The organism is Alteromonas sp. H39 (genome assembly GCF_047556435.1).
GTDB lineage: Bacteria > Pseudomonadota > Gammaproteobacteria > Enterobacterales > Alteromonadaceae > Alteromonas.
The window spans coordinates 3,727,852-3,753,340 of record NZ_CP180210.1 but is presented as its reverse complement, the minus strand read 5'-3'; the positions used below and the strand labels follow the sequence as shown (position 1 = coordinate 3,753,340).

Annotated in this window: 17 protein-coding genes, 6 tRNA genes and 3 rRNA genes; 25 read left to right on the top strand and 1 reads right to left on the bottom strand. The window is 46.2% G+C overall.

Annotated elements, in window-relative coordinates; all coding sequences use genetic code 11:
* The first annotated feature begins 13 nt into the window (after positions 1 to 13).
* The 8 genes from rfbA (at position 14) to nei (ending at position 8,531) form a co-directional block, all read left to right on the top strand.
* Positions 14 to 892 (top strand): glucose-1-phosphate thymidylyltransferase RfbA, encoded by an 879-nt coding sequence (rfbA, locus tag ACLBLI_RS16375; RefSeq protein ID WP_414828626.1) that lies wholly within the window; start codon positions 14 to 16, stop codon positions 890 to 892.
* 29 nt (positions 893 to 921) lie between these two features.
* Positions 922 to 1,467, top strand: a complete 546-nt coding sequence (gene rfbC, locus ACLBLI_RS16370) for a dTDP-4-dehydrorhamnose 3,5-epimerase (protein WP_414828625.1) — start codon at positions 922 to 924, stop codon at positions 1,465 to 1,467.
* 13 nt (positions 1,468 to 1,480) lie between these two features.
* On the top strand, positions 1,481 to 2,350 hold the full coding sequence (gene rfbD, locus ACLBLI_RS16365) for a dTDP-4-dehydrorhamnose reductase (RefSeq protein WP_414828624.1): 870 nt from the start codon (positions 1,481 to 1,483) through the stop codon (positions 2,348 to 2,350).
* Positions 2,347 to 3,429: a dTDP-glucose 4,6-dehydratase gene (rfbB, locus tag ACLBLI_RS16360; RefSeq protein ID WP_414828623.1), complete on the top strand. Its 1,083-nt coding sequence runs from the start codon at positions 2,347 to 2,349 to the stop codon at positions 3,427 to 3,429. The genes rfbD and rfbB overlap by 4 nt, the downstream gene beginning before the upstream one ends.
* Before the next feature lie 74 nt (positions 3,430 to 3,503).
* Positions 3,504 to 5,243, top strand: a complete 1,740-nt coding sequence (locus tag ACLBLI_RS16355) for a glycosyltransferase family 2 protein (protein WP_414828622.1) — start codon at positions 3,504 to 3,506, stop codon at positions 5,241 to 5,243.
* Positions 5,244 to 5,279: 36 nt separating this feature from the next.
* Complete coding sequence (locus tag ACLBLI_RS16350) at positions 5,280 to 6,467, top strand: nucleotide sugar dehydrogenase (RefSeq protein ID WP_414828621.1); 1,188 nt, start codon at positions 5,280 to 5,282, stop codon at positions 6,465 to 6,467.
* A 446-nt stretch (positions 6,468 to 6,913) separates the two neighbouring features.
* The gene (locus ACLBLI_RS16345) at positions 6,914 to 7,516 is read left to right on the top strand and encodes a YkgJ family cysteine cluster protein (RefSeq protein WP_414828620.1); all 603 of its coding nucleotides are present in this window, start codon (positions 6,914 to 6,916) and stop codon (positions 7,514 to 7,516) included.
* Positions 7,517 to 7,712: 196 nt separating this feature from the next.
* Positions 7,713 to 8,531 carry an endonuclease VIII gene (gene nei, locus ACLBLI_RS16340; protein WP_414828619.1) on the top strand — a complete coding sequence of 273 codons (819 nt, stop codon included), beginning with the start codon at positions 7,713 to 7,715 and terminating at the stop codon, positions 8,529 to 8,531.
* Positions 8,532 to 8,577: 46 nt separating this feature from the next.
* On the opposite strand, the gene ACLBLI_RS16335 is transcribed toward nei, so the two are convergent.
* The gene (locus ACLBLI_RS16335) at positions 8,578 to 9,345 is read right to left on the bottom strand and encodes a hypothetical protein (protein WP_414830986.1); all 768 of its coding nucleotides are present in this window, start codon (positions 9,343 to 9,345) and stop codon (positions 8,578 to 8,580) included.
* A 548-nt stretch (positions 9,346 to 9,893) separates the two neighbouring features.
* Here ACLBLI_RS16335 and ACLBLI_RS16330 point away from each other — a divergent pair.
* From ACLBLI_RS16330 to ACLBLI_RS16250, 17 genes are all read left to right on the top strand, one after another.
* A 16S ribosomal RNA gene (locus tag ACLBLI_RS16330) occupies positions 9,894 to 11,426 on the top strand.
* Between the two features lie 76 nt (positions 11,427 to 11,502).
* Positions 11,503 to 11,578 (top strand) — tRNA-Ala (locus ACLBLI_RS16325).
* Between the two features lie 162 nt (positions 11,579 to 11,740).
* Positions 11,741 to 11,817: transfer RNA gene (locus tag ACLBLI_RS16320), tRNA-Ile, on the top strand.
* Between the two features lie 488 nt (positions 11,818 to 12,305).
* Positions 12,306 to 15,298: ribosomal RNA gene (locus ACLBLI_RS16315) — 23S ribosomal RNA — on the top strand.
* 253 nt (positions 15,299 to 15,551) lie between these two features.
* Positions 15,552 to 15,667 (top strand): 5S ribosomal RNA (rrf, locus tag ACLBLI_RS16310).
* The 16S, 23S and 5S rRNA genes sit together here with 2 tRNA genes alongside, the layout of an rRNA operon.
* A 639-nt stretch (positions 15,668 to 16,306) precedes the next feature.
* On the top strand, positions 16,307 to 16,744 hold the full coding sequence (locus ACLBLI_RS16305; RefSeq protein ID WP_414828618.1) for a uracil-DNA glycosylase family protein: 438 nt from the start codon (positions 16,307 to 16,309) through the stop codon (positions 16,742 to 16,744).
* Positions 16,745 to 17,080: 336 nt separating this feature from the next.
* Entirely contained in the window at positions 17,081 to 17,380 is a 300-nt protein-coding gene (locus ACLBLI_RS16300; protein ID WP_414828617.1) for a hypothetical protein, read from the top strand.
* Between the two features lie 382 nt (positions 17,381 to 17,762).
* Entirely contained in the window at positions 17,763 to 17,954 is a 192-nt protein-coding gene (locus ACLBLI_RS16295) for a hypothetical protein (RefSeq protein WP_414828616.1), read from the top strand.
* Positions 17,955 to 18,424: 470 nt separating this feature from the next.
* Positions 18,425 to 19,417 carry a UDP-N-acetylmuramate dehydrogenase gene (gene murB / locus ACLBLI_RS16290; RefSeq protein WP_414828615.1) on the top strand — a complete coding sequence of 331 codons (993 nt, stop codon included), beginning with the start codon at positions 18,425 to 18,427 and terminating at the stop codon, positions 19,415 to 19,417.
* Positions 19,414 to 20,400: a bifunctional biotin--[acetyl-CoA-carboxylase] ligase/biotin operon repressor BirA gene (gene birA, locus ACLBLI_RS16285; protein ID WP_414828614.1), complete on the top strand. Its 987-nt coding sequence runs from the start codon at positions 19,414 to 19,416 to the stop codon at positions 20,398 to 20,400. The genes murB and birA overlap by 4 nt, the downstream gene beginning before the upstream one ends.
* Positions 20,369 to 21,127, top strand: coding sequence for a type III pantothenate kinase (locus ACLBLI_RS16280; protein ID WP_414828613.1), 759 nt, complete (start codon positions 20,369 to 20,371; stop codon positions 21,125 to 21,127). Before birA ends, ACLBLI_RS16280 begins: the two co-directional genes overlap by 32 nt.
* Before the next feature lie 121 nt (positions 21,128 to 21,248).
* Positions 21,249 to 21,324 (top strand) — tRNA-Thr (locus ACLBLI_RS16275).
* Positions 21,325 to 21,331: 7 nt separating this feature from the next.
* A tRNA-Tyr gene (locus ACLBLI_RS16270) sits at positions 21,332 to 21,416 on the top strand.
* A 35-nt stretch (positions 21,417 to 21,451) separates the two neighbouring features.
* A tRNA-Gly gene (locus ACLBLI_RS16265) sits at positions 21,452 to 21,526 on the top strand.
* A gap of 7 nt (positions 21,527 to 21,533) precedes the next feature.
* Positions 21,534 to 21,609: transfer RNA gene (locus tag ACLBLI_RS16260), tRNA-Thr, on the top strand.
* A gap of 68 nt (positions 21,610 to 21,677) precedes the next feature.
* Positions 21,678 to 22,862 carry an elongation factor Tu gene (gene tuf / locus ACLBLI_RS16255; RefSeq protein WP_414828612.1) on the top strand — a complete coding sequence of 395 codons (1,185 nt, stop codon included), beginning with the start codon at positions 21,678 to 21,680 and terminating at the stop codon, positions 22,860 to 22,862.
* Between the two features lie 245 nt (positions 22,863 to 23,107).
* Positions 23,108 to 25,261: a response regulator gene (locus ACLBLI_RS16250; protein ID WP_414828611.1), complete on the top strand. Its 2,154-nt coding sequence runs from the start codon at positions 23,108 to 23,110 to the stop codon at positions 25,259 to 25,261.
* Positions 25,262 to 25,489: the final 228 nt, after the last annotated feature.

The following is a 25,489-nucleotide window of genomic DNA, read 5'->3' as shown; positions in this document are numbered from 1 at the left end:
AAAGGGTACTATTTTGAGAAAAGGAATAATACTAGCCGGCGGGTCAGGTACAAGATTACATCCGCTCACAAAGGTTGTGAGCAAGCAGTTGATGCCTGTTTACGACAAACCCATGATTTTTTATCCGCTAACTACATTAATGATGGCGGGAATTCGCGATGTGTTGATTATAACAACTCCTGAGGAACAGCAGCGTTTTATAGATCTAATCGGTGATGGCTCCAAGCTGGGTATGAATATCCAGTACGCTATTCAACCTTCACCCGATGGTCTTGCTCAAGCTTTTTTGATCGGAGAGAGTTTTATCGGAAATGATTCTTGTTCCTTGGTTCTTGGCGATAATATTTATTACGGGCATGATCTTAAATCATCTTTACAAAGTGCCTTCAAACAAGAACATGGTGCGACTGTCTTTGGCTACCATGTGCACGACCCAGAGCGATATGGAGTTGTAGATTTTGATGAAGATTGGGTTGCGCTTTCAATTGAAGAAAAGCCTTCGACTCCAAAATCGAACTATGCCGTTACTGGGCTCTACTTTTATGACAATAGAGTCGTTGATTTCGCAAAAGAAGTTAAGCCATCAGCGAGAGGTGAGTTAGAAATTACTGACTTGAATAATCTGTACTTGCAAGATGGTAGTTTAAAGGTTGAACTAATGGGCCGAGGATCTGCGTGGTTAGATACCGGAACTCTTGATTCGTTGTTAGATGCTGCAAATTTTGTTGCAGCAATAGAGAAACGACAGGGGCTCAAGGTATGCTGCCCTGAAGAAGTTGCTTATCGAATGGGCTATATCAATGCAGAGGAGCTAGAAAAGCTAGCAGCCCCGCTCAAAAAAAGTGGGTATGGTGATTATTTGCTCAAAGTAATTCATGACCGTGTAAAATAACTCTCAAAGAAACAGGCTTTTAAAAATTTATGAAAGTTATTAGTACCGATATTCCCGACGTAAAAATTATTGATCATCGAGTGTTTGGTGACGAGCGGGGCTTTTTCTTAGAAACATATCGCGCAGACTGGTTCAAAGAGAAGTGTGCTGATGTAGATTTTGTTCAAGATAACCACTCTAAATCAAAACAAGGAATACTCCGTGGTTTACACTACCAGCTAGAGCAAACTCAGGGTAAGTTAGTTCGTGTGATTAGTGGTGAGGTGTTTGATGTAGCTGTAGACATGCGTAAAAGCTCTGCTACCTTCGGTCAGTGGGTAGGCGTATTGTTATCAGCTCAAAATAAGCGCCAGCTATGGGTGCCTGCTGGTTTTGCTCATGGATTTTACGTTACCAGTGAATCAGCTGAATTCGTATATAAATGTACTGATTATTATCATCCCGAATCTGAAGTCTCAGTCAGATTCGATGATCCAACGTTGAGTATTAATTGGCCTTTGGTAGATGGGGAACGCCCATCGCTTTCTGGAAAAGATAGAGAGGGACTTGCTTTTACAGATGCCCCAACTTTTTGAAAAGACACTCGGTATGATTGTAGTTATAGGGAAAAGTGGCCAGCTAGCGTGGGAATTAAAGCGTCTTAATCCTGATGGCTGTGTGTGTTTGGGACGAGATGATATAAATGTTTTTGACCCCGCAGACATCAAATGGAAGCTGGATAGCCTGTCACCGGTAGCCATTATTAATGCGTCTGCATATACTGCTGTAGACAACGCGGAGAAGGAGGAGGCTGCTGCAGAGGCCTTGAACGTGGTGGCAGTGAAATTTATCGCTGAGTACTGTCAGAATAACAAAATCAATCTTATACACTGTTCCACAGACTATGTATTTGATGGAAAGAAAGGTACACCTTACAAAGTAGATGATAGTATTGACCCACAGGGAGTGTACGGTAAAACCAAAGCTGAAGGTGAAAAGGCGATAAGAAGTATTCTTCCCAATACAAGCACTGTTATCAGAACTTCCTGGGTATATTCAGCTCATGGTAATAATTTTGTGAAAACCATGCTGCGGTTGATGGCTAGCAAGCCTTTACTAAGGGTTATCGACGATCAAATTGGCTCACCTACTTGGGCTAAGGGGTTGGCGCAAGCATGCCTAGAAGCTGCAAGAGAAAACATTACCGGTGTTTTTCATTGGTCAGATGAGGGCGTGTGTAGCTGGTATGACTTCGCACTGGCTATACAAGAGTTGGGAATAGAAAGTGGGTTTCTTAACAATCAAATTCCGGTTGAGCCAATTCCTACTAAGGACTATCCGACACCCGCAAAAAGACCCCATTACAGTGTCTTAGACAAAACACTTACGCGAAAAGTATTCAAAAGTGCTGAGCTCTTACATTGGCGTCAGCAACTCCTCGAAATGATGAATGAATTAAAGCAAGAAGTTAACAAATGAATAAAACAATTTTAGTTACCGGTGGTGCAGGGTTTATTGGCTCGGCAGTGGTTCGACATCTTATAAATGACACTGAACATAATGTCATTAATCTGGATAAACTGACGTACGCAGGAAATCTCGAGTCGCTAGCTTCTGTAGATAGTAGTGAGAGATATCATTTTGAGAAAGTTGATATCTGCGATGCAGGTGAAGTTGGCAGGGTGTTAAAAACCTATAGGCCAGATATTATAATGCATCTGGCCGCTGAGTCTCACGTAGATAGATCTATCGATGGGCCTGGGGAGTTTATACAAACCAATGTGGTTGGCACATACACGCTTCTTGAGCAGGCTCGTGCGTATTGGTCTGGCCTTAAAGAAGGGAAGAAGGAAGGTTTTAAATTTCATCATATATCCACCGATGAAGTATACGGTGATCTTCCTCACCCCGATGAAGTTGATGACAGCACAGAGCTGCCATTGTTTACGGAGACAACACCTTATGCACCAAGCTCTCCTTATTCAGCGAGTAAAGCCTCCTCTGATCAACTAGTGCGCTCGTGGCTTCGTACTTACAAGTTGCCAACACTGGTCACCAACTGTTCCAATAATTATGGTCCTTATCACTTCCCCGAGAAGCTTATTCCTCTCGTGATTCTTAACGCACTAGCAGGTAAACCACTTCCGGTTTACGGAAAGGGAAATCAGATCAGGGATTGGCTATATGTGGAGGATCATGCGCGTGCTCTAGTGCTTGTTGCACTTGAAGGCGTGATAGGCGAAACCTATAACATTGGTGGTCATAATGAAAAGCAAAATATTGAGGTTGTTCAAACGATCTGTGCAATATTAGATGATGTGAAGCCTAAAGGTTCTAAGTACGCTGAGCAGATAACTTTTGTACAAGATAGGCCTGGCCATGACATGCGTTATGCGATAGATGCCTCGAAAATTCAACGCGAACTCGGCTGGACTCCGCGAGAAACATTTGAAAGCGGTATTCGTAAAACTGTTGAATGGTACTTAAATAATGAAGCTTGGTGGAAAGCTGTACAGGATGGTAGTTATCAGGGCGAGCGACTAGGCGTAAATAGTTAACACACCTGAGTTTATGAACTGAAAAGCCGCATCATCAGCGGCTTTTTTAGATCTCAAAGGATTCTGTTTTTGAAATGAAAAAACTTGCAATGCGAACTGTCAAAGGTGTCGCAGCTCTATTACCAAAGTCACTGAAATTAGCATTAAAGAAGAATACAAGGCTAACTGAGATGTATAGCACTGGTATTCGTAAGTCAGGACTTTTCTATGGTGTTCCGAGTAAAAAAGAGCAAAGTAGTCGCTATAGAAGTTTACTCAAACATCAACGTGCTGAATTAGCGAAGAAAATTGATACTGCTAGCAATGAACCTTATGCCTGCAATGTTGTTTTTTTTGGCGGAAAGCTTACGAATGTTGATAATACAATGGCTTCGTTGAAAAAGGCCGGTATTGATGTTGTGCAATATGTTGGCGTTTTCATCGAATCTGAAGATAGTAATAGCTCTGTCAGGGTTTTCAATACTACCTCTTCGGCATGCGAGTCATTTAAAGCTGAAATACCTGTACTTTTAATTAATAGCGGAGATACAGTTGACCCTGCTCTAGGAGTATTATGCGCGAATCACACGGATAAAGCGTTACTTTATTTTGACACGGATTACGTAGATAAATATGGGAGATATTCAGAACCTCGTTTTTCACCAGACTGGAATCCCGACCTTCAGTTGACAACTGCATATATAAATAATGGTGTTGTAATTGCTAGCAACCTAATACGGTCCCTTAATTTATGTAAATGTGACTCAATTGCGTCCGTAGTGGCACATATTGCATTAAATGCACCTGACATATCCGCTCACCACATCCCGCACACAGTGATTCATTCTAACAAGCATAGTGTAGATAATAAAATACATGTCTCTTCTGTAGCGAGCTGGTTGAAGCAAACAAATGAGCATCTTGCTGTATCCTCTGAGACAGGACTTACCAACAACATACTTTGGCCGTTAGAAAATAAGCCGCTGGTTTCTTTAATCATTCCCACAAAAGATGGCAAAGAGCTTGTAAAGGCTTGTATCGACTCAATAATAGAAAAGTCGCTTTATGATAATTACGAAATCTTACTCATCGACAACGACAGTACCGAGCCGGAAAGCTTAGAATATTTTGAGTTTCTCACCTCTCAACCCAAGATAAGCATCTTGAAGTTTCCAGGTCCATTCAATTACTCAGCCATTAATAACTTTGGTGTTAAACATGCTAAAGGTGACATAATCGGATTAGTTAATAACGATATAGAAGTAATCAATCCCCTTTGGTTAGATTACATGGTAGGCCACGCTATGCGAGATAATGTGGGGTGTGTAGGCGCAAAGCTGCTGTATTCTGACGGCCGAATTCAACATGCAGGAGTTGTTTTGGGATATGGCGGCGGAGCAGGCCACGCTCATAAGTATTTCCCCCGCAATCATCAGGGCTACATGAGTCGTTTGGCTGCGACGCAAAGTTATAGCGCAGTCACTGCAGCTTGTTTGTTGGTTAAAAAGTCTCTTTTCGATAAAGTAGGTGGACTTGATGAAAAAAATTTGGCTGTAGCTTTTAACGATGTTGATTTCTGTTTACGGATAAAAGAATTGGACAAGCACAATATTTATTGCGCAGAGGCTGAGTTATATCATCACGAATCCGTGAGTCGTGGCCTGGATATTGCACCAGAAAAGGCGGCACGATTTAACCGGGAGCTTACCTATCTACAAAGTAGGTGGGCGGGGGTGATAGCCCACGACCCAGCTTACAACCCGAACCTTACATTGCGAAGTGAGAACTTTGCCATTAAAGAAGAACGTGAGTATATTTCCACATCAGGTATTTAAAATAGCATCAAGCAACAATAATCGAGTTGGAACGAAATGGAAGATTTGAAAAAAGGCTTAAAAATTGCCGTAGCCGGTACTGGTTACGTCGGACTATCAAACGCAGTATTGCTTGCACAGCACAACATGGTAACCGCTGTTGATTTGGTGCCAGAGAAAGTGGATCTGCTTAACAGCAAAAAGTCGCCTATCGAAGATAAGGAAATCTCGGCTTACCTTTCTGAGAAAGAATTAGATTTAACTGCGACCCTTGATGCGGAAGCAGCATACAAAGATGCTGACTTTGTGGTAATTGCCACGCCAACTGATTACGATCCGCAAACGAATTACTTCAACACCAGCAGTGTTGAAGCAGTAATTAGATCAGTTATGGCGGTGAACCCAAAAGCCGTGATGGTAATCAAGTCAACTGTGCCGGTTGGCTTTACTGCTGAAGCAAAAGAGCGACACGGCACCAAAAATCTCATGTTCTCTCCTGAGTTTCTGCGTGAAGGCAAAGCGCTTTACGATAACCTTCATCCAAGCCGTATTATAGTAGGCGAACAGAGTGAGCGTGCAAAAGTGTTCGCCAGCTTGCTAGAGCAAGGCGCTATTAAAGAAGACATTGATGTGCTGTTTACCAACAGTACGGAAGCAGAAGCGATTAAGCTGTTCGCAAATACGTACCTTGCTATGCGAGTAGCGTACTTTAACGAACTAGACAGCTACGCAGAACGTCATGGATTAGATACTAAGCAAATTATTGAGGGTGTGAGCCTGGACCCGCGCATAGGCAGCCACTACAACAACCCGAGCTTTGGCTACGGTGGCTATTGTCTGCCGAAGGATACCAAACAATTGTTGGCAAATTACAGCGAAGTCCCGAACAATATGATCCAGGCAATAGTGGATGCAAACCGTACTCGTAAGGATTTCATTGCGGATTCTATCATTAAACGGAATCCGAGAGTGGTCGGCGTATACCGCCTGATCATGAAGTCTGGCTCTGACAATTTCCGCGCCAGTGCAATTCAGGGGATCATGAAACGCATTAAAGCGAAAGGTATCGAAGTGGTGGTGTACGAGCCGGTACTGACAGAAAAAGAGTTCTTTAAATCCCGAGTCATTAATGACCTCGAAGCGTTTAAAGCTGAGTCTGATGTTATCGTCGCTAACCGTATTACCGATGATATCCAGGATGTACTGGAAAAAGTCTATACACGCGACCTGTTCGGCGCTGACTAGCGTCTCAGTAAATCGCCACGCAGTCTGTCTTTTTACCGACAGACTGCGTTTTTTGCTTCTTAAACAATCTGCATTATTATTTGAATAGTTTTTTTTCCCGTAAACGGTCTTACAACTTCACCGTATAAGTGGCAACGTTCTGTATTGGCATTAATCGCTTTCTCACCGCTTCGCATCTTGGTACCCACTTCTACGTTATTACAATTCTTAATGAGCGTTTCCAGCTTAGGGAAAAAGCCAGAGCACAAAAAGTAATAAACACCGCTATAAATCTTACAAAAATGTTCTAAATGAAAAGATTGCCGTAAACTCCTTGCTGGCCGTAAAATCCGCAGCAATTCAGTTACCTGCCGTAAGGTTTCTATTCCTTTTTCTCCCCAAGGCATTCCGGCTGAAGTACTTTTAATTTGTTGTTGTTCGATGTCATTGTGAAGAAGTGAGCAATTATGCAAAGGCTGCGTGATTTAGCCCTTGAAGTACTAAACGAGTACCAGCTTTTATCCGAAGAATTTGGCAGTTATCAGAAAACGTCCGGCCTGGCCTGTGTTGTGGGGTGTGGCGCATGCTGCAATAATCCCCAGATAGAGGCGTCGGTGTTAGAAATGCTACCCCTGGCACTGCACTTGTTTGATGTTGGGCAAGCAGATAACTATTTACATCAGATGCATGACAGTGGCGGTTTTGCCTGCCACCTGTTTAAGCGCCATTCGCTGGATGGCTTGAAGGGGGTGTGTACGGTATATGAGTGGCGTCCCGGAATTTGCCGAATGTTTGGCGTGGCGGGTTACAGGACCAAAACAGACTTACCTACGCTTTCAGTGTGCTCAACAATTAAAGCGTCGAAGCCTAATAAATATGCTGACGCCCTTATTACCATGTCGACCTCCACTCCGCCTATGTTAACGCATGGTCGTCAGCGCATTGCGAAAATCGACTATTCGATGGGTGAAAAACTGATGCCAATTAACCAGGCGCTAGTGGCAGCACTTGAAAAAGTGTTAACTCAGGCGGCATATGGTGCGTTAGATGATGGTAACGTGGCTGCCTGAAGGTCTGGCAATTTTATAAGCTGGCCGGTACATGGCTTCTCGTAGATAGGTCGTCGCGCTGTGTGCAATTGATTTGTGGGAAGGGCAGGTGATCGCAAATATGTCCCTGCCGGTATTTAAGGAACACGATTAAATCTGGGCTGTAGTCCCGGTTCAATCTCAAAAAGCAGTAGCGCATGTGGCCCCGGGGGGAGTTGTGCCAGAAGGTCCCGAAATTCGACGTCAGGCTGATAAACTTGCTGAAGTGTTAAATAACAAGCAATGTAAGTTCATTGAGTTTGGTTTAGCCCGACTCAGGCATTATCCGGATACGTTGCGTGGGGAAACTATCCTCAATGTGACCTCAAAAGGTAAGGCCATGCTCATTCATTTTGCAAACGGATACAGCATTTTCAGTCATAATCAACTCTACGGACGCTGGGAGGTGGTACCCGCCAGGGCAAGGCCTGATAGCTCGCGTCAACTGCGCCTCGCACTGGACACAGCCGCCGGAAGCGCGCTCTTGTACAGTGCTTCAGATATTGACGTGCTGCCGACTTCCGAGTTGGTGAATCATCCTTTTTTATCGAAGCTGGGGCCTGATGTTTTGGATCATGATGTTACACCCGCAGTTATCGCGCAACGATTACGGGCGCGAGAATTTAAAAGCCGACAATTAGCAGGGTTATTGTTAGATCAGCACTTTCTGGCTGGGTTAGGCAATTACCTACGATCTGAAATTCTTTACAGTGCTGGCTTGTTACCAACAAGAAAGCCAGAGACGTTGTCAGAAGAAGAAAGTGAAGCACTGACAGTCGCAATAAAACAAGTCACGGTAAGAAGTTATGAAACGAAAGGCATTACGGTAAATCAAAAGATCTACGATAGCGTGCGCAAACACGGCGGCGGTTTCGAACAAGCGCGATTTGCTGTGTTTAATAGAGAGTCCGAACCCTGCTTACAGTGTGGTGAAGAAATAAAAAGAGAAAACAGAGGGGGGCGGCGTTTATACTTTTGTGGAAATTGTCAGGTTTAAGTCAGGTGGGATTAGAAAGCATCCTTGCTTTCACTATAGCTGGCAGTTAATTATTGTTTGCAACCGCATCGGTAAATTCTTGATCGGTCATACCGGCAGACAAGGCATAGGTTCTTAATTTGTCATCATCTACCCCGGCATGTTGCGCGGCATTGAGGATCTTAATAACTTGTCCACGTTGAGAAGAAGACTCTCTAACCGCGGTCTCTACCACTTTATCAGCCTCGTCAGGGAACACTGCAAGCATCGCATCTACTACATACTCACCAACAAACGGTACGGCATTCAGAGCAGAGGTCATGATTTCGACAAACTTGTTGGGATGTTCCTGACTGAGAGTCTGGACAATGCTGTCAGCAGAGTCTGGCTCAGTAAGCACAGCGACACGCACGATTTCATCTAACTCTTCTGGGGTACTGTTAGCTGCAGCCTGAACTACAAAATCGACATAACTAGGCTCGGCAGTAATTGCCAGTTTCACAATCGAAGCGCAAGAGCTGACATCCTTTGCTATGGCTAACTGCACAATCTCCTCGGTCGATGCAGGTTGCGCCGAAATCGCCGCGAAGATAATTTCTCTGTACTGGTCTGGATAAGTGTCCAGAGCTACATCAACAATTGATACCACATCCTGAGGGTAATGGCTGGCAATGGAACGAATTGCTCTGCCTACCGACATATTCTGATCGACCTGTCGTTTCAGAAACGTCGTTTTAAATTCATCATTTTGTTCCTGCGCTGTCGAAGGTACTGATAACACTGGTGCTGTAAAGCAAAGCGCGGTCAGACAAAGCAACAGACCTGATTTACGCATCATTTATTCTCCACCCTTATATATGTAGTAATCGTGGGACACATCCTGGTCGGCACATTAACTTATCGTAATCTTTGAACGTTAGCATTAAGAAATAGTTCAATTTGTCTACAAAATCACGTCGGTTGAATGAAAATTAGCCGGTTGATGCAAAAGGATCAACTTTTTTAAGGTATAGGTGTTGACCTTTACTTATATTTCTCTAGAATGCGCCTCCGCTTCGAGGGGAAAGTCAATTACTTACCTGTCGCAACAATGCTACAGGCATTGTTGATGCGGTTTTCAAATAAAACGCTTTAGAAAATAAATTTCAAAAAGACGTTGACACTGAAAACGAAACGCGTAAAATGCGCGTCCGCTTCGAGGGGAAACATTCGAAGCAACACATTGAGAAAGTTGATTAAAACACTCAATGTCGCCATCGGCAAGTCCGGTAGCAAACGTTCTTTAACAATCTATAACAAGACAATCTGTGTGGGCACTCGTTAAGAGTGTCAACAACGACGATTCATATTTTGTTGGTTTTTATAAAACTAACATTTCGATTTTAATTGAAGAGTTTGATCATGGCTCAGATTGAACGCTGGCGGCAGGCCTAACACATGCAAGTCGAACGGTAGCAGGATGTGCTTGCACATCGCTGACGAGTGGCGGACGGGTGAGTAATGCTTGGGAACTTGCCTTTGCGAGGGGGATAACAGTTGGAAACGACTGCTAATACCGCATAATGTCTTCGGACCAAACGGGGCTTAGGCTCCGGCGCAAAGAGAGGCCCAAGTGAGATTAGCTAGATGGTGAGGTAAAGGCTCACCATGGCGACGATCTCTAGCTGTTCTGAGAGGAAGATCAGCCACACTGGGACTGAGACACGGCCCAGACTCCTACGGGAGGCAGCAGTGGGGAATATTGCACAATGGGGGAAACCCTGATGCAGCCATGCCGCGTGTGTGAAGAAGGCCTTCGGGTTGTAAAGCACTTTCAGTTGTGAGGAAAAGTTGGTAGTTAATACCTGCCAGCCGTGACGTTAGCAACAGAAGAAGCACCGGCTAACTCCGTGCCAGCAGCCGCGGTAATACGGAGGGTGCGAGCGTTAATCGGAATTACTGGGCGTAAAGCGCACGCAGGCGGTTTGTTAAGCTAGATGTGAAAGCCCCGGGCTCAACCTGGGACGGTCATTTAGAACTGGCAGACTAGAGTCTTGGAGAGGGGAGTGGAATTCCAGGTGTAGCGGTGAAATGCGTAGATATCTGGAGGAACATCAGTGGCGAAGGCGACTCCCTGGCCAAAGACTGACGCTCATGTGCGAAAGTGTGGGTAGCGAACAGGATTAGATACCCTGGTAGTCCACACCGTAAACGCTGTCTACTAGCTGTGTGTGAATTTAATTCGTGCGTAGCGAAGCTAACGCGCTAAGTAGACCGCCTGGGGAGTACGGCCGCAAGGTTAAAACTCAAATGAATTGACGGGGGCCCGCACAAGCGGTGGAGCATGTGGTTTAATTCGATGCAACGCGAAGAACCTTACCTACACTTGACATGCAGAGAACTTTCCAGAGATGGATTGGTGCCTTCGGGAACTCTGACACAGGTGCTGCATGGCTGTCGTCAGCTCGTGTCGTGAGATGTTGGGTTAAGTCCCGCAACGAGCGCAACCCTTGTCCTTAGTTGCCAGCATTCAGTTGGGCACTCTAAGGAGACTGCCGGTGACAAACCGGAGGAAGGTGGGGACGACGTCAAGTCATCATGGCCCTTACGTGTAGGGCTACACACGTGCTACAATGGCATTTACAGAGGGAAGCAAACTTGCGAGAGTAAGCGGATCCCTTAAAGAATGTCGTAGTCCGGATTGGAGTCTGCAACTCGACTCCATGAAGTCGGAATCGCTAGTAATCGCAAATCAGAATGTTGCGGTGAATACGTTCCCGGGCCTTGTACACACCGCCCGTCACACCATGGGAGTGGGATGCAAAAGAAGTAGTTAGTTTAACCTTCGGGAGAACGATTACCACTTTGTGTTTCATGACTGGGGTGAAGTCGTAACAAGGTAACCCTAGGGGAACCTGGGGTTGGATCACCTCCTTACCAAAAGTCGACGTGACACACTTGATGCAGTGCCTACACAGATAGTCTTGTTATAAATAGAAGAACGACCAATTATGGGGCTATAGCTCAGCTGGGAGAGCGCCTGATTTGCATTCAGGAGGTCAGCAGTTCGATCCTGCTTAGCTCCACCATCTTTGCTTTATGAAGAAAGAGCTTAATCAAGCAATTAGTTGCGATGATTTTTGTTCTAGGCAAGCCGGATGAGGAGCGAGCGAAGGAGCATACATAAGTATGTGACTGACCGAGTGACGAACCAGAGGCGCAGCATAGGGCAAAAAGCAGAAGCAGATAATAGGCTTGTAGCTCAGCTGGTTAGAGCGCACCCCTGATAAGGGTGAGGTCGGCAGTTCAAGTCTGCCCAAGCCTACCATTTCTTCCTTATGCTGCGTTGGAGAAATGCTCATGTGCTAGACGCACACTACGCATTCCCCCGCCTTGCCTAAGAAAGAAATGTGCTAACAGCATTGGATGCTGATTTGGTCAAAACGGACTGAAATCCTAATGAATATTTACTGAAAACAGTAAGCATTGATTAGGGTTTTTTACTCTAAAGTGAAATGACTCGTCATTTTACGAACGTTCTTTAACAATTTGGAAAGCTGATATTAATAGTAATCAATCAAAATTGAGTAACTGAGAATTTATAGTGCGCAACTGAGCGTACTGTGAGTCCTCCTTGCGCAAAAGTTCCGATGCTACGCATCGAAATTTTGCACTAGTAACTACTCTACTTGACTTGAATTGCTTGTTATCAATTAAGTTTGATGACAAGGCAATTCTTCCGATTAGCTTGTCATCATACAGCAGGTATTGAATTACCGCTCAATGCAGGAGTCAAAAGGCTGCTTGGGGTTGTATGGTTAAGTGACGAAGCGTATACGGTGGATGCCTTGGCAGTTAGAGGCGATGAAGGACGTGTAAGTCTGCGAAAAGCTGTGGTGAGCCGACAAAATGCATTTGAGCCACAGATGTCCGAATGGGGAAACCCACCTGTTTACAGGTATCACTTACTGAATACATAGGTAAGTGAGGCGAACGAGGGGAACTGAAACATCTAAGTACCCTTAGGAAAAGAAATCAACCGAGATTCCCCTAGTAGCGGCGAGCGAACGGGGAGCAGCCCTTAAGCTGCATTGGATTTAGTGGAAGCCTCTGGAAAGTGGCGCGATACAGGGTGATAGCCCCGTACACGAAGAAACCTTTGTAGTGAAATCGAGTAGGTCGGGACACGTGTTATCTTGACTGAATATGGGGGGACCATCCTCCAAGGCTAAATACTCCTAACTGACCGATAGTGAACCAGTACCGTGAGGGAAAGGCGAAAAGAACCCCTGTGAGGGGAGTGAAATAGAACCTGAAACCGTATACGTACAAGCAGTGGGAGCCCCATCACTAAGTGCCTTTAGTGGTGAGACTCACAAAGTGCAACAGCTTGATAAGCGAGTAACGTTGACCTGCGCAAGCAGCCAACGGTAAACCGACAAAATCAGGCAGGGTGCTTAGTGATGGGGTGACTGCGTACCTTTTGTATAATGGGTCAGCGACTTATATTTAGTAGCAAGGTTAAGCGAATAGCGGAGCCGTAGCGAAAGCGAGTGTTAACTGCGCGTTTAGTTGCTAGGTATAGACCCGAAACCCGGTGATCTAGCCATGGGCAGGTTGAAGGTTGAGTAACATCAACTGGAGGACCGAACTCACTAACGTTGAAAAGTTAGGAGATGACTTGTGGCTGGGGGTGAAAGGCCAATCAAACCGGGAGATAGCTGGTTCTCCCCGAAATCTATTTAGGTAGAGCCTCGGACGAATTCCATTGGGGGTAGAGCACTGTTAAGGCTAGGGGGTCATCCCGACTTACCAACCCTTTGCAAACTCCGAATACCAATGAGAACTATCCGGGAGACACACGGCGGGTGCTAACGTCCGTCGTGAAGAGGGAAACAACCCAGACCGCCAGCTAAGGTCCCAAAATATTGCTAAGTGGGAAACGATGTGGGAAGGCACAGACAGCTAGGAGGTTGGCTTAGAAGCAGCCACCCTTTAAAGAAAGCGTAATAGCTCACTAGTCGAGTCGGCCTGCGCGGAAGATGTAACGGGGCTAAGCAATATACCGAAGCTGCGGCAATGCGATTTATCGTATTGGGTAGGGGAGCGTTGTGTAAGCTGTTGAAGGTGTGTTGAGAAGCATGCTGGAGGTATCACAAGTGCGAATGCTGACATGAGTAACGATAATGGGGGTGAAAAACCCCCACGCCGGAAGACCAAGGTTTCCTGTCCCATGCTAATCAGGGCAGGGTAAGTCGGCCCCTAAGGCGAGGCAGAAATGCGTAGTCGATGGGAAACGGGTTAATATTCCCGTACTTATATAATCAGTGATGGAGGGACGGAGAAGGCTAAGCAAGCCTGGCGTTGGTTGTCCAGGTGAAAGCGAGTAGGCTGAGAGATTAGGTAAATCCGGTTTCTTAAGGCTGAGACGCGAGACGAGCTCCCAAGGGAGTGAAGTTGTTGATGCCCTGCTTCCAGGAAAAGCTTCTAAACTTATGATTATGTAAACCGTACCCCAAACCGACACAGGTGGTCAGGTAGAGAATACTAAGGCGCTTGAGAGAACTCGGGTGAAGGAACTCGGCAAAATAGTACCGTAACTTCGGGAGAAGGTACGCCTCTGAAGGTGAAGGACTTGCTCCGTAAGCTTTTGGAGGTCGCAGTGACCAGGTGGCTGGGACTGTTTATTAAAAACACAGCACTCTGCAAACTCGAAAGAGGACGTATAGGGTGTGACACCTGCCCGGTGCCGGAAGGTTAATTGATGGGGTTAGCGTAAGCGAAGCTCTTGATCGAAGCCCCGGTAAACGGCGGCCGTAACTATAACGGTCCTAAGGTAGCGAAATTCCTTGTCGGGTAAGTTCCGACCTGCACGAATGGTGTAACCATGGCCACGCTGTCTCCACCCGAGACTCAGTGAAATTGAAATCGCAGTGAAGATGCTGTGTACCCGCACCTAGACGGAAAGACCCCGTGAACCTTTACTACAGCTTGGCACTGAACATTGAACCTACATGTGTAGGATAGGTGGGAGGCTTTGAAGCATTGTCGCCAGATGATGTGGAGCCGTCCTTGAAATACCACCCTTGTATGTTTGATGTTCTAACATAGGTCCCTAATCGGGATTGTGGACAGTGTCTGGTGGGTAGTTTGACTGGGGCGGTCTCCTCCCAAATAGTAACGGAGGAGCACGAAGGTTAGCTAATCACGGTCGGACATCGTGAGGTTAGTGCAATGGCATAAGCTAGCTTAACTGCGAGACAGACACGTCGAGCAGGTACGAAAGTAGGTCATAGTGATCCGGTGGTTCTGTATGGAAGGGCCATCGCTCAACGGATAAAAGGTACTCCGGGGATAACAGGCTGATACCGCCCAAGAGTTCATATCGACGGCGGTGTTTGGCACCTCGATGTCGGCTCATCACATCCTGGGGCTGAAGTCGGTCCCAAGGGTATGGCTGTTCGCCATTTAAAGTGGTACGCGAGCTGGGTTTAGAACGTCGTGAGACAGTTCGGTCCCTATCTGGTGTGGGCGTTGGATGATTGAGGGGGGCTGCTCCTAGTACGAGAGGACCGGAGTGGACGAACCGCTGGTGTTCGGGTTGTTTTGCCAAAGGCATTGCCCGGTAGCCAAGTTCGGAATCGATAACCGCTGAAAGCATCTAAGCGGGAAGCGAGCCCCAAGATGAGTCATCCCTGAGCTTTAAGCTCTGGAAGGGTTGTTATAGACTATGACGTTGATAGGCAGGGTGTGGAAGCGTTGTAAGGCGTTAAGCTAACCTGTACTAATTGCCCGAGAGGCTTAACCATACAACGCCCAAGAAGCTTTTTACCTACAAGCACTTGCTACGCAAGTGGTCGTAAAGATTTGTTTTACCGCAAGCTGCGAGCTTGCTGACAAATCTTAGCCTCGCTAAAGAGGTAGGTAAGATAAGCATTGAGAGTTGTGTGTGAGACAAGCTAAGAAATAGTAAAGTAGAGTAGATAAGTTACTCAACACGATTGAATATCAGACTTTCCCAAATTGTTATGTTATCGGTTTAACCGGTAACAACCTTTTTTGCTTGGCGGCCATAGCGACGTGGCACCACCTGATCCCATTCCGAACTCAGAAGTGAAACACGTTAGCGGCGATGGTAGTGTGGGGTCTCCCCATGTGAGAGTAGCACACCGCCAAGCTCCCATTCGAAAAGCCCGCTCAACTGAGCGGGCTTTTTTTCGTCTGTGCGACGGTTAAATCCAATATCCCTAAACCATACGCTGCTGCTGTGCCAAGACATCTCACAACGTGGCACATAGGCGTACCAAGCAAACAACGGATAGCGAAAGCCATCTCTCACATGTTATTGCAATGGCCTTTGTTCTTCTGCGTACAACCGCCAATGCAGTACCCCCGCGAATACGAATCGTCATGAAAAATGCGGTTCATTCATTTAGCATATCTCTAATCAATCCGGGTAGTCAGAGGCTCCTTGAATACAGATACTATGTACAGGTGGCTAATGTGGCTGATATAGCCACGCTTATCATAAAGAGGTGTCTGTACCCGATAGTATTGCTCAGTGGAGTCAGGATAAAAATAAACTAATCGTTTTCGGGTTGAGTATTTAAGTGTTAAGTCAAAACTTCATGTATTCTTAAAAGACGAGACGGGTTGCAACTTTGGCATCAGATAATAATCATAGAGATGGACTGCAGCTAGCAAAACGTGCTTCTGCATGCCGTCACTGCAGCGACTTAATAACTCATAAGCCCAACCCAGTATTCTTTCTCAACCCTAAATCTAAGATAGCGCTAATCAGTCAGGCTCCGGGGCGATTGGCACATGAATCCGGTATCGCCTGGAATGATGCGTCAGGAGAACGGCTTCGTTCCTGGCTAGGTTTATCTGAAGCGCAGTTTTACGGTGCTGACGGCGTATCTGTCATTCCGATGAGTTTTTGTTTTCCAGGATACAAAAATGGTGCTGATGCTCCGCCTCTAAAGCCTTGCGCGCCACTGTGGCACCCTCAGTTTTTAAATGCGTTAAATCCTGAGTTGCGCATATATATCGGCAGGTACGCGCAAAGCCACTATTTACCTCATTACGCTACGCTTACCAGTGCCGTGGCTGACTGGCGCAGGCTATCCCCTACCGACATCGTCTTGCCTCACCCATCCGGCCGAAACAACCGCTGGTTTTATAAAAATCCCTGGTTTGAAGAGGAGCTTGTGCCTTACCTCCAACAACTGATCTGCGGATTAAATATCGGCTAGCCGGATAACGCTGCTTTGTCCGGCGTGTAACTATTCCAAATTATTGATCAAAAATCACGTTAGGGATAATGAGACAGCATCCCGCCAGTGCCAACAGCTATACTGTGGTCAGTGATAAGATGCGTGTTATGCCGCATTTCGTCATTTGTGTACCATAAGCAAAATCTGGTTGAGGGCATGGCGATGAGCAAGAACGCGATAAAGTATTTTTGTATATTTGTGGGACTGGCCGCAGTTGTAGGGTGCAGCAGCATGTACTCGTCATTCAGATAAGTCACTTATCCACCTGACTTTAAATACATAGATAGCGAAAAGTTACAGTCAAGCATGTCTGAGATGGCAATTCAGATCTGCATACTCGACGGCGCTCTCCAGCACAGTGTCGCAGAACAAGGTGACAATGGTGATGCTATACGTGAGGAAGTAGTAAGTGCATTATCTGAAATTCACCGCATTGGCTCTGAGTTACAGGCTGGCTCAGGAGGCGCTAACCACCCTTTTATGGAGGACCACATGCGCGATTTCATTTCTTCAGTTGATAAAGCCCGCAGTGCTGCCTCTCTCGAGGAGCCCCGGTATTATTTTGCAGGTAAGGTTGCAGGCGCTTGTGCAAGCTGTCATAAAATTAACCGGTAATCGGAACAGGGCAGGCAATTTACGACATAACAAAAGCTTTCCTTATCCTGTATTTTTGGGGCCAGGTATGTGTAATACACGAGAGTAGTTATTGATGAAATAGCAAAAACCTCGTCCCGCTAAATAGAACAACAGTCTACGTCCTTCTTAGTCGGATGGGCTGTAGTCATTTCGACATAGTAGGCCAAATTACATCATCATACTTGGCTGTATATTCACACAATGAGCTTTACTAACTATTTTGCTAAAACTTAAAAGAAATCGTGATTGGTTTTATTTAGCTTACGGTATTCGAATTTCACGCCTTAAATACAGTATGCATATTTAAACAGGTTGATAGACTGTTACTGCAGCATGAGGCTGCTTGTTTTAAGGAGGAAACATGAAAGAAATTATGTGCAGAGAACAGATGCAGGTAACCGGGGGCGGTATACCAGCCGCCATTGTTGTAGGTGTGGCGGGTTCTTATGTGTATGAATCTATCGGTGGCAAACCTGCGATCGATCGTTATTTCAGTAATAGTTGGGCAGCGACAAAGGCGTCTTTTCGCTACTGGTATCGTAAGTTAACCTGATGACGACAGCCTGCCTGCGGGCAGGCGTTTCACAATGAAAGCTTATTATTTTACGTTAACCTGCATTTTCTTTCTCTTCGGCTACCTTCACGAAGGGACCGAGCTTCTTGTTCCCTTTTATCACAACCTCCCGAATACGAATGCGGTTTTGTTGTGCTGTTCACTGCTCGGCATTTTCTCGGGAGAAGTGAAAGCTAATGAAGCCATAGGCGTTGGCATCGGCTTAGTACTATATGAGTGTTTACAGTTTTTTATTACGTCGCGCACTTTTGATGTTGTAGATATATTATTTACAGCGATAGGCGTTCTCATATTTCTCAGTCTTTCTCGTCTGCATAAAACATTTCGAGTAAGCGCTGGTAATCTTACTCGAAGTAGGGAATAAACAGCTACACACCAGCGCGGTCTGCTTTCTTTCAGGCTCGCCTTCGCCTACCATAGCGCATATTGTAAAACTATATGGCCAAAGTATGCCTTCTCTGCAGTCTTATCATACCTTTGGGCTGAGTGCTTCCAGCCAGCAAATAACGCCATTTTCAGATATTACTTCGTTCTTTGCTGCGCGCTCTCAATACACCTCAAATTATTTACTTGGCGGTGGCAGTAACACGATTTTTCTCAAGGACTTTGAGGGCCAGGTCCTGATCAACAGAATACTCGGTATCGAACACACTGAAACTGCAAAAGCACACGAATTAAGAGTTGGGGCAGGTGAAAACTGGCATGAACTGGTAGCCACATGTGTCAAAAACGGATGGTATGGTCTGGAAAATCTTGCATTGATCCCCGGATCTGTTGGGGCATGTCCTATCCAGAATATTGGAGCGTACGGTGTTGAGGTGGAAACATTCATCTCGTCTGTAGAAGGTGTGGCTTTTTCTGATAAAGCTCACTTCGAATTGTCTGCACAGCAATGTCAATTTGGCTACCGGGACAGTGTTTTCAAACATGATCTCGCAGGTGAAACATTAATTACTCATGTGAACTTCAGCTTGCCGAAACAAAATGAGGTAGTGACAACCTATGGTGAGCTTGCTGCTTTAGAAAGCCCAACCCCAGACAAAATTTTTGAAGAAGTCATCAGGATCCGTAAAGCCAAACTTCCCGATCCTGCACAATTCGGCAATGCCGGCAGCTTCTTTAAAAACCCTATTATTGAAAACCATCATTATGCTGTGCTTAGCAATAAATATAATGATGTACCAGGTTATGCGGTAGGCACCGATCACACAAAGGTTCCTGCGGCATGGCTGATAGATAAACTTGGGTTCAAGGGCAGGGCGATTAACGGTGTACGTTGTCATCCCACACAGCCGCTTGTACTTACCAATACCGGTGGTGCGACGGGGAAGGATCTTGTGTCATTAGCCAGAGAAATAATGCTGTCTGTGCAAGGGCGGTTTAGTATTACGCTAGAGCCAGAGGTCAGGCTGGTAGGTAAAGAAGGGCTTATCGAATTATGAGACAGGCATCAAAGCTGATTCGACAGCACATACTTTCGGTGCTATCAGATGGTCATTTTCATTCTGGTGAAGCGATAGCTCAAGAGGTGAACTTGTCGCGCACGGCGGTGGCTGGCCATATTACTCAGCTCTCTGACTGGGGATTAGACGTGTTTAAAGTGAAGGGTAAGGGGTACCGATTGGAGCGAGGATTCGATTTGCTCAACGCTGATCTCATTAAAAAGTACCTGCCGTCTTCGCGCATGGCGTTGGTGGACGTGCAGTCTGTATTACCTTCCACTAATACGGAATTGAAAAAGCGTATTGTCAATGCGCCGCATAACCTGGCTAATGGGGATGTGGTACTGGCTGAAGTACAGACCGCTGGTCGTGGACGTCACGGCCGCCAGTGGCTGGCGCCTGTCGGTGGTAGTCTGACTTTCTCGATGTACTGGTCTTTTCCTGATGGTTACCAGAGTATGGCAGGATTGTCGTTACTAGTAGGTCTTGCTGTATGTGAGGGGTTAAAATCTGTCGGTATCGATGAGGCACAGCTGAAATGGCCAAACGATGTTTATCTTCAGGGCAAAAAACTTGCCGGGATCCTCATAGAAGTTGAAGGTCAGATCGGCGCCACCGCGCATTCCGTTATTGGTATTGGCTTGAACGTTTGTATGCCTGAAAACCAGTACGATGTTGGCCAGCCCCACAATGACCTTGCATCCTACCTTGGCCAGGCCCCGGACAGGAATCAATTAGCCGGCGCAATAATCTCTTCTCTGTGGCGTTTGCTACCACAGTTCTCACAACAAGGATTTGGGCCTTTTGCGCCCATATGGCAAGCCATGGACTTATACGCAGACAAAACCATTGTCTTGCAAATGGGGGAAAAGCGATTTTCAGGCATTGACCGCGGTGTAGATGCCAGTGGCGCCTTGTTGGTTGAAACGAGTGACGGTATTACCCGCTTTCATGGCGGAGAGGTTAGTTTACGTGGTCAATGACGAAGAGATTTTTCTGGTTGATATCGGGAACACCCGCATAAAATATTGTGCACTACCAGACGCAGATAACGAGCCAATAGCTGTTGGTACGATAGAAGCGCTCTATGAGCCTCTGACACGTGCTGGCTGTAAGCTTATTTACGTCGCCAGTGTAAGAGAAGAGGCCGCTGTAGATGCACTCAGGCAGATAGTTGAGGGCAAAAACATCCGTCTGGAAGTGGTAAATACAGAAAAGTCGGCATTCGGCATAACAAACAGCTATGAAAATCCTGCGACAATGGGCGTCGATCGCTGGCTTGCAATGATTGCCGGCGCCGGTATGACGAAAAAAAAGGCGTTTTGTGTCATTGATGTGGGGACGGCAATCACCACTGACTTTGTTTTTAATGGTCAACATTTAGGCGGTTGGATCACTCCTGGCTTTCACTCAATGCGAAATGGATTAATTAATTCCACAAAAAGAGTCTTTGGTGATGAGTCAGTTCCTGACAAGTTACAGCCTGGAATAAGTACACAAATGTGTGTGGCAAATGGCTGCCTGGCAGCAGTGCAAGGTGTATTTTTAAGCGCTATTGCTTATTTAAACAGCAAACAAACCGATTTTGACGTTATATTAGGCGGTGGAGACAAAAAACTGTTTGCATTCCCTGAAAGCGGTGGTAGCATCCTCGCCGCGAATTTGGTGGTGCAAGGCCTTGCCCGCTATGCGAAGAGAGAAATCTCTTAGCGTAACAAAATGTTTGAGTGGTTAAATATTTAGCACTTAAACAGAAAAATGAAAATTTTTCGCAAAAGGCTATTGCACGGAGTAAATCATTACTCTAGAATGCGCACCCACTTGATGCAGTGCCGACTTAGCTCAGTTGGTAGAGCAACTGACTTGTAATCAGTAGGTCGCCAGTTCGACTCCGGCAGTCGGCACCATCAATCTGGAGGGGTACCCAAGCGGTCAACGGGAGCAGACTGTAAATCTGCCGGCTCAGCCTTCGCAGGTTCGAATCCTGCCCCCTCCACCACTTTCTCTTATGAGGTGGCCAGAGAATTAGGATTTGCGGGCATCGTATAATGGCTATTACCTCAGCCTTCCAAGCTGATGATGCGGGTTCGACTCCCGCTGCCCGCTCCAAATCAGTGCTGATATAGCTCAGTTGGTAGAGCGCACCCTTGGTAAGGGTGAGGTCGGCAGTTCGAATCTGCCTATCAGCACCATTTTCTCCCCAGCTCATGTTTGTTTAGATTTTCGAAATTTTTAAAGTAACTTTGCTGGGATAATAGAAATGGCAAAAGAAAAGTTTGAACGTACGAAACCCCACGTAAACGTGGGTACAATCGGCCACGTTGACCACGGTAAAACAACTCTGACGGCAGCTATCACTACTGTTCTGGCGAAGACCTACGGTGGTGCAGCTCGCGCATTCGATATGATCGATAACGCGCCTGAAGAAAAAGCACGTGGTATTACCATCTCTACGTCACACGTAGAATACGACACGCCTACTCGCCACTACGCGCACGTAGACTGTCCAGGACACGCTGACTACGTTAAGAACATGATCACCGGTGCCGCACAGATGGACGGTGGTATTCTGGTAGTTGCAGCGACTGATGGTCCTATGCCTCAGACTCGTGAGCACATCCTGCTGGGTCGTCAGGTTGGTATTCCTTACATCATCGTATTCATGAACAAATGTGACATGGTTGATGATGAAGAGCTGCTTGAGCTGGTAGAAATGGAAGTTCGTGAACTTCTGAACGAGTATGACTTCCCAGGTGACGACCTGCCAGTAATTCAGGGTTCAGCTCTGAAAGCACTGGAAGGCGATGCAGAGTGGGAAAAGAAAATCATCGAACTGGGTGAAGCACTGGATTCATACATTCCAGAGCCAGAGCGTGCAATCGACAAGCCGTTCATCCTGCCAATCGAAGACGTATTCTCAATCTCAGGCCGTGGTACTGTTGTAACTGGTCGTGTTGAGCAAGGTATCGTTAAAGTGGGTGAAGAAGTTGAAATCGTAGGTATGAAAGACACTACGAAGACAACTTGTACCGGTGTTGAGATGTTCCGTAAGCTTCTGGACGAAGGCCGTGCTGGTGAGAACGTTGGTGTTCTTCTGCGTGGTACTAAGCGTGACGAAGTTGAGCGTGGACAAGTACTGGCGAAGCCAGGTTCAATCACGCCACACACTAAGTTCGAAGCTGAAGTATACGTACTGAGCAAAGACGAAGGTGGCCGTCACACGCCATTCTTCAAAGGCTATCGTCCACAGTTCTACTTCCGTACAACTGACGTGACCGGTGCTGTTCAACTGCCTGACGGCGTTGAAATGGTAATGCCAGGCGACAACCTGAAATTCGTTGTTGAGCTGATTGCTCCAATCGCGATGGAAGAAGGTCTGCGCTTCGCAATCCGTGAAGGTGGTCGTACAGTAGGTGCAGGTGTTGTTTCTAAAATCATCGAGTAATTCGATAATTTAGAAGACACACTGTCATCTTAGAAAAAGGTCGCGAAAGCGGCCTTTTTTGTTTTCCCCCCTGCGAAGTATCACAGTTCCCTCGCAATATTTTCTATTCAATAAATGCAGCTTAATCTGTTTTCCCGCGTGAAGTGGCAATATGAATTCACTATTTATGCGGTGGTGAATTCGTGCGTTTTAATCAGATTACGGTACAGTTAGGACTACATCTTCTGAGCACATAAAGTGAATATATGTCTGTCAGGTTGCGCTACACTCTGGCGTTATTACTTATTGCCGCTATGGTTTCTGTGTCTGCCCTGCTGTTGCAGTCGCTTTTTGAAGAACAGAAAACTGATGCTGAAATTATAAATCGCGCCGGTCAACAACGCATGCTCTCACAGCGCATCGCGCTAGCGGTAAACCGCCTTTCGATGTGTGGCGGGGAACGTGATAGCGAGTATGAGGCACTGAAAATAGCCACTGAACAGTTTGCAGACAATCACCAGTTCCTCACTTCAATAATTTCTGATATTACCGCTATCGCAAATAAATACTACGGCAACAGCGCGTTAGATACGCGTGTGAAACGCTATATTGCGGCCAGCTACGCCTATATCAATTCACGCCCCTGCGGTGATGTTCCGCAACTATTTCAGCCACAAAACACTAACTCGCTGCTGATCTCGCTGAACGATGTTGTGACTCTATATGAAGCAGAGGCCAATGCGCGCGTTAATGCTGTCACACTGATTGAGGCGGTCCTCTGGGGGATTACCTTGCTGCTCCTGGTCTGCGAGTGGTTTTTAATTTTCCGGCCTATGGAGCGGGAAATATCACGTTCTTTTACGCAGATGCAATCGTCTATTACTCTTGCACAGGAAGCCGAACGTAAAGCAGAAAGTGCCAACCTGGCTAAATCAGAGTTTCTTGCGAGCATGAGTCATGAGCTGCGCACTCCAATGAATGGTCTGTTTGGTATGATAGAACTGGCTCTGGATAATCCGGACAAAAGTAAAGCATATCTCAATAAGGCCAAAAGTTCGGGGCGGCAGTTGCTGGTGCTGATAAATGACATCTTGGACTTGTCAAAAATAGAAGCAGGTAAGCTGACAATTTCTAATGCTACATTCAATCTGTATCAGCTTCTGGACGAGGTGGTTACGCTGCAGGCAATATCGTGCACGCGCAAAGGGCTCACATTTCACTTCCATAAAGAGACGCCGCTTCCGGTTAATATTATTGGTGATGAAACCCGGATCGCACAGGTTTTACATAACCTTCTGAGCAACGCCGCGAAATTTACGGAAACCGGAAGCGTATCTCTATTTGTTGCACTTAAAGTGAAAAACAAACGTCACTGGCTTATCTGTCGTGTGGTTGATACCGGAATAGGCATCAGCGAAGAAAAACTTGAACGTATATTTAATAAATTTGAGCAGGCCGATCAGTCTACAACACGTTTATACGGTGGTACCGGACTAGGGCTGAGTGTCGCTAAACAATTATGTGAACTGATGGAAGGGGTGCTCTCTGTGGTCTCAGAGCCAGGTAAGGGCAGTGAGTTTACGTTCAGTCTGCCGGTAACGGTGAGCGCGAGCGAGCCGAAAGCTTTTCTTCCCAAGGTGACCTTGTCCTGCGCTATCGTCGATGATCTGGAGACCAGCCGGGAATACCTCGCACACATTCTCGATGGCCTGGGAGCACAATATGTGGTCTACAATTCAGCAACCGCGCTGCTATCGGAAGACATCTCTCAGATTGATCTGATCCTGATGGATCTTTCCATGCCGAATATGGATGGTGTTGAGGCTGTGCGTATGTTGAAGGAGAAGTACCAGGAGAGGCTTCCGTATATCATCATCGTTTCTGCTGTGCTTGAACATCTTGAGGCAGAGCCTGAGATTCGAGAGCTATTGTGGCGCACTCATACAAAGCCACTTCAACGTGATGCGTTAGAAAACGATATTTTGCAAATTCAGGGCAGGATGCTTTCCTCAGCAAACAATGAACCGGAATTGAAAACGTGGTCTACTTTGCGGATTTTGGTGGCGGAAGACAACGAGATTAATGCAGAGGTAGTAAAGTCGATGCTTGAAAGCGAGAATATCGACGTGACTCTTGCTTCTGATGGTCAGAAGGCGGTGGATGCGTGTTGTTTGTCGTCGTTTGATTGTATCTTGATGGATTTACAAATGCCGCATGTCGATGGCATCGAGGCGACCCGCCGGATCAGAGAGATGAACATTGCTACCCCCATTATTGCGCTTACGGCGAATGCCTTTGCCGAAGACCGAGCGAAGTGCCTCGATGCCGGGATGAATGAGTTTTTGTCAAAGCCCGTGGAGAAATCAAAACTCTTCGGGCTTATCGGCAGGGTTACCGAAGTGAAAAATAACAGAACGTAGCGTTGCATGAATCTTCTGTGCATGGATGCTAAAGACCTTTTCTCAACGGTATCATCGCCAATTAAGAAGTCTTTAGCACACAGTCTCTTATCATTGCCTGTGTCCGGTATAATAAGGCCTGACAGTAACATGACACGCCCTGTCACGGGGGCGACAGTCGTATTTATGACATGGTGTAAAGGTGTGTGAGAGGTCATCGTAGGGCCTAATCACACACATGGAGTTTTA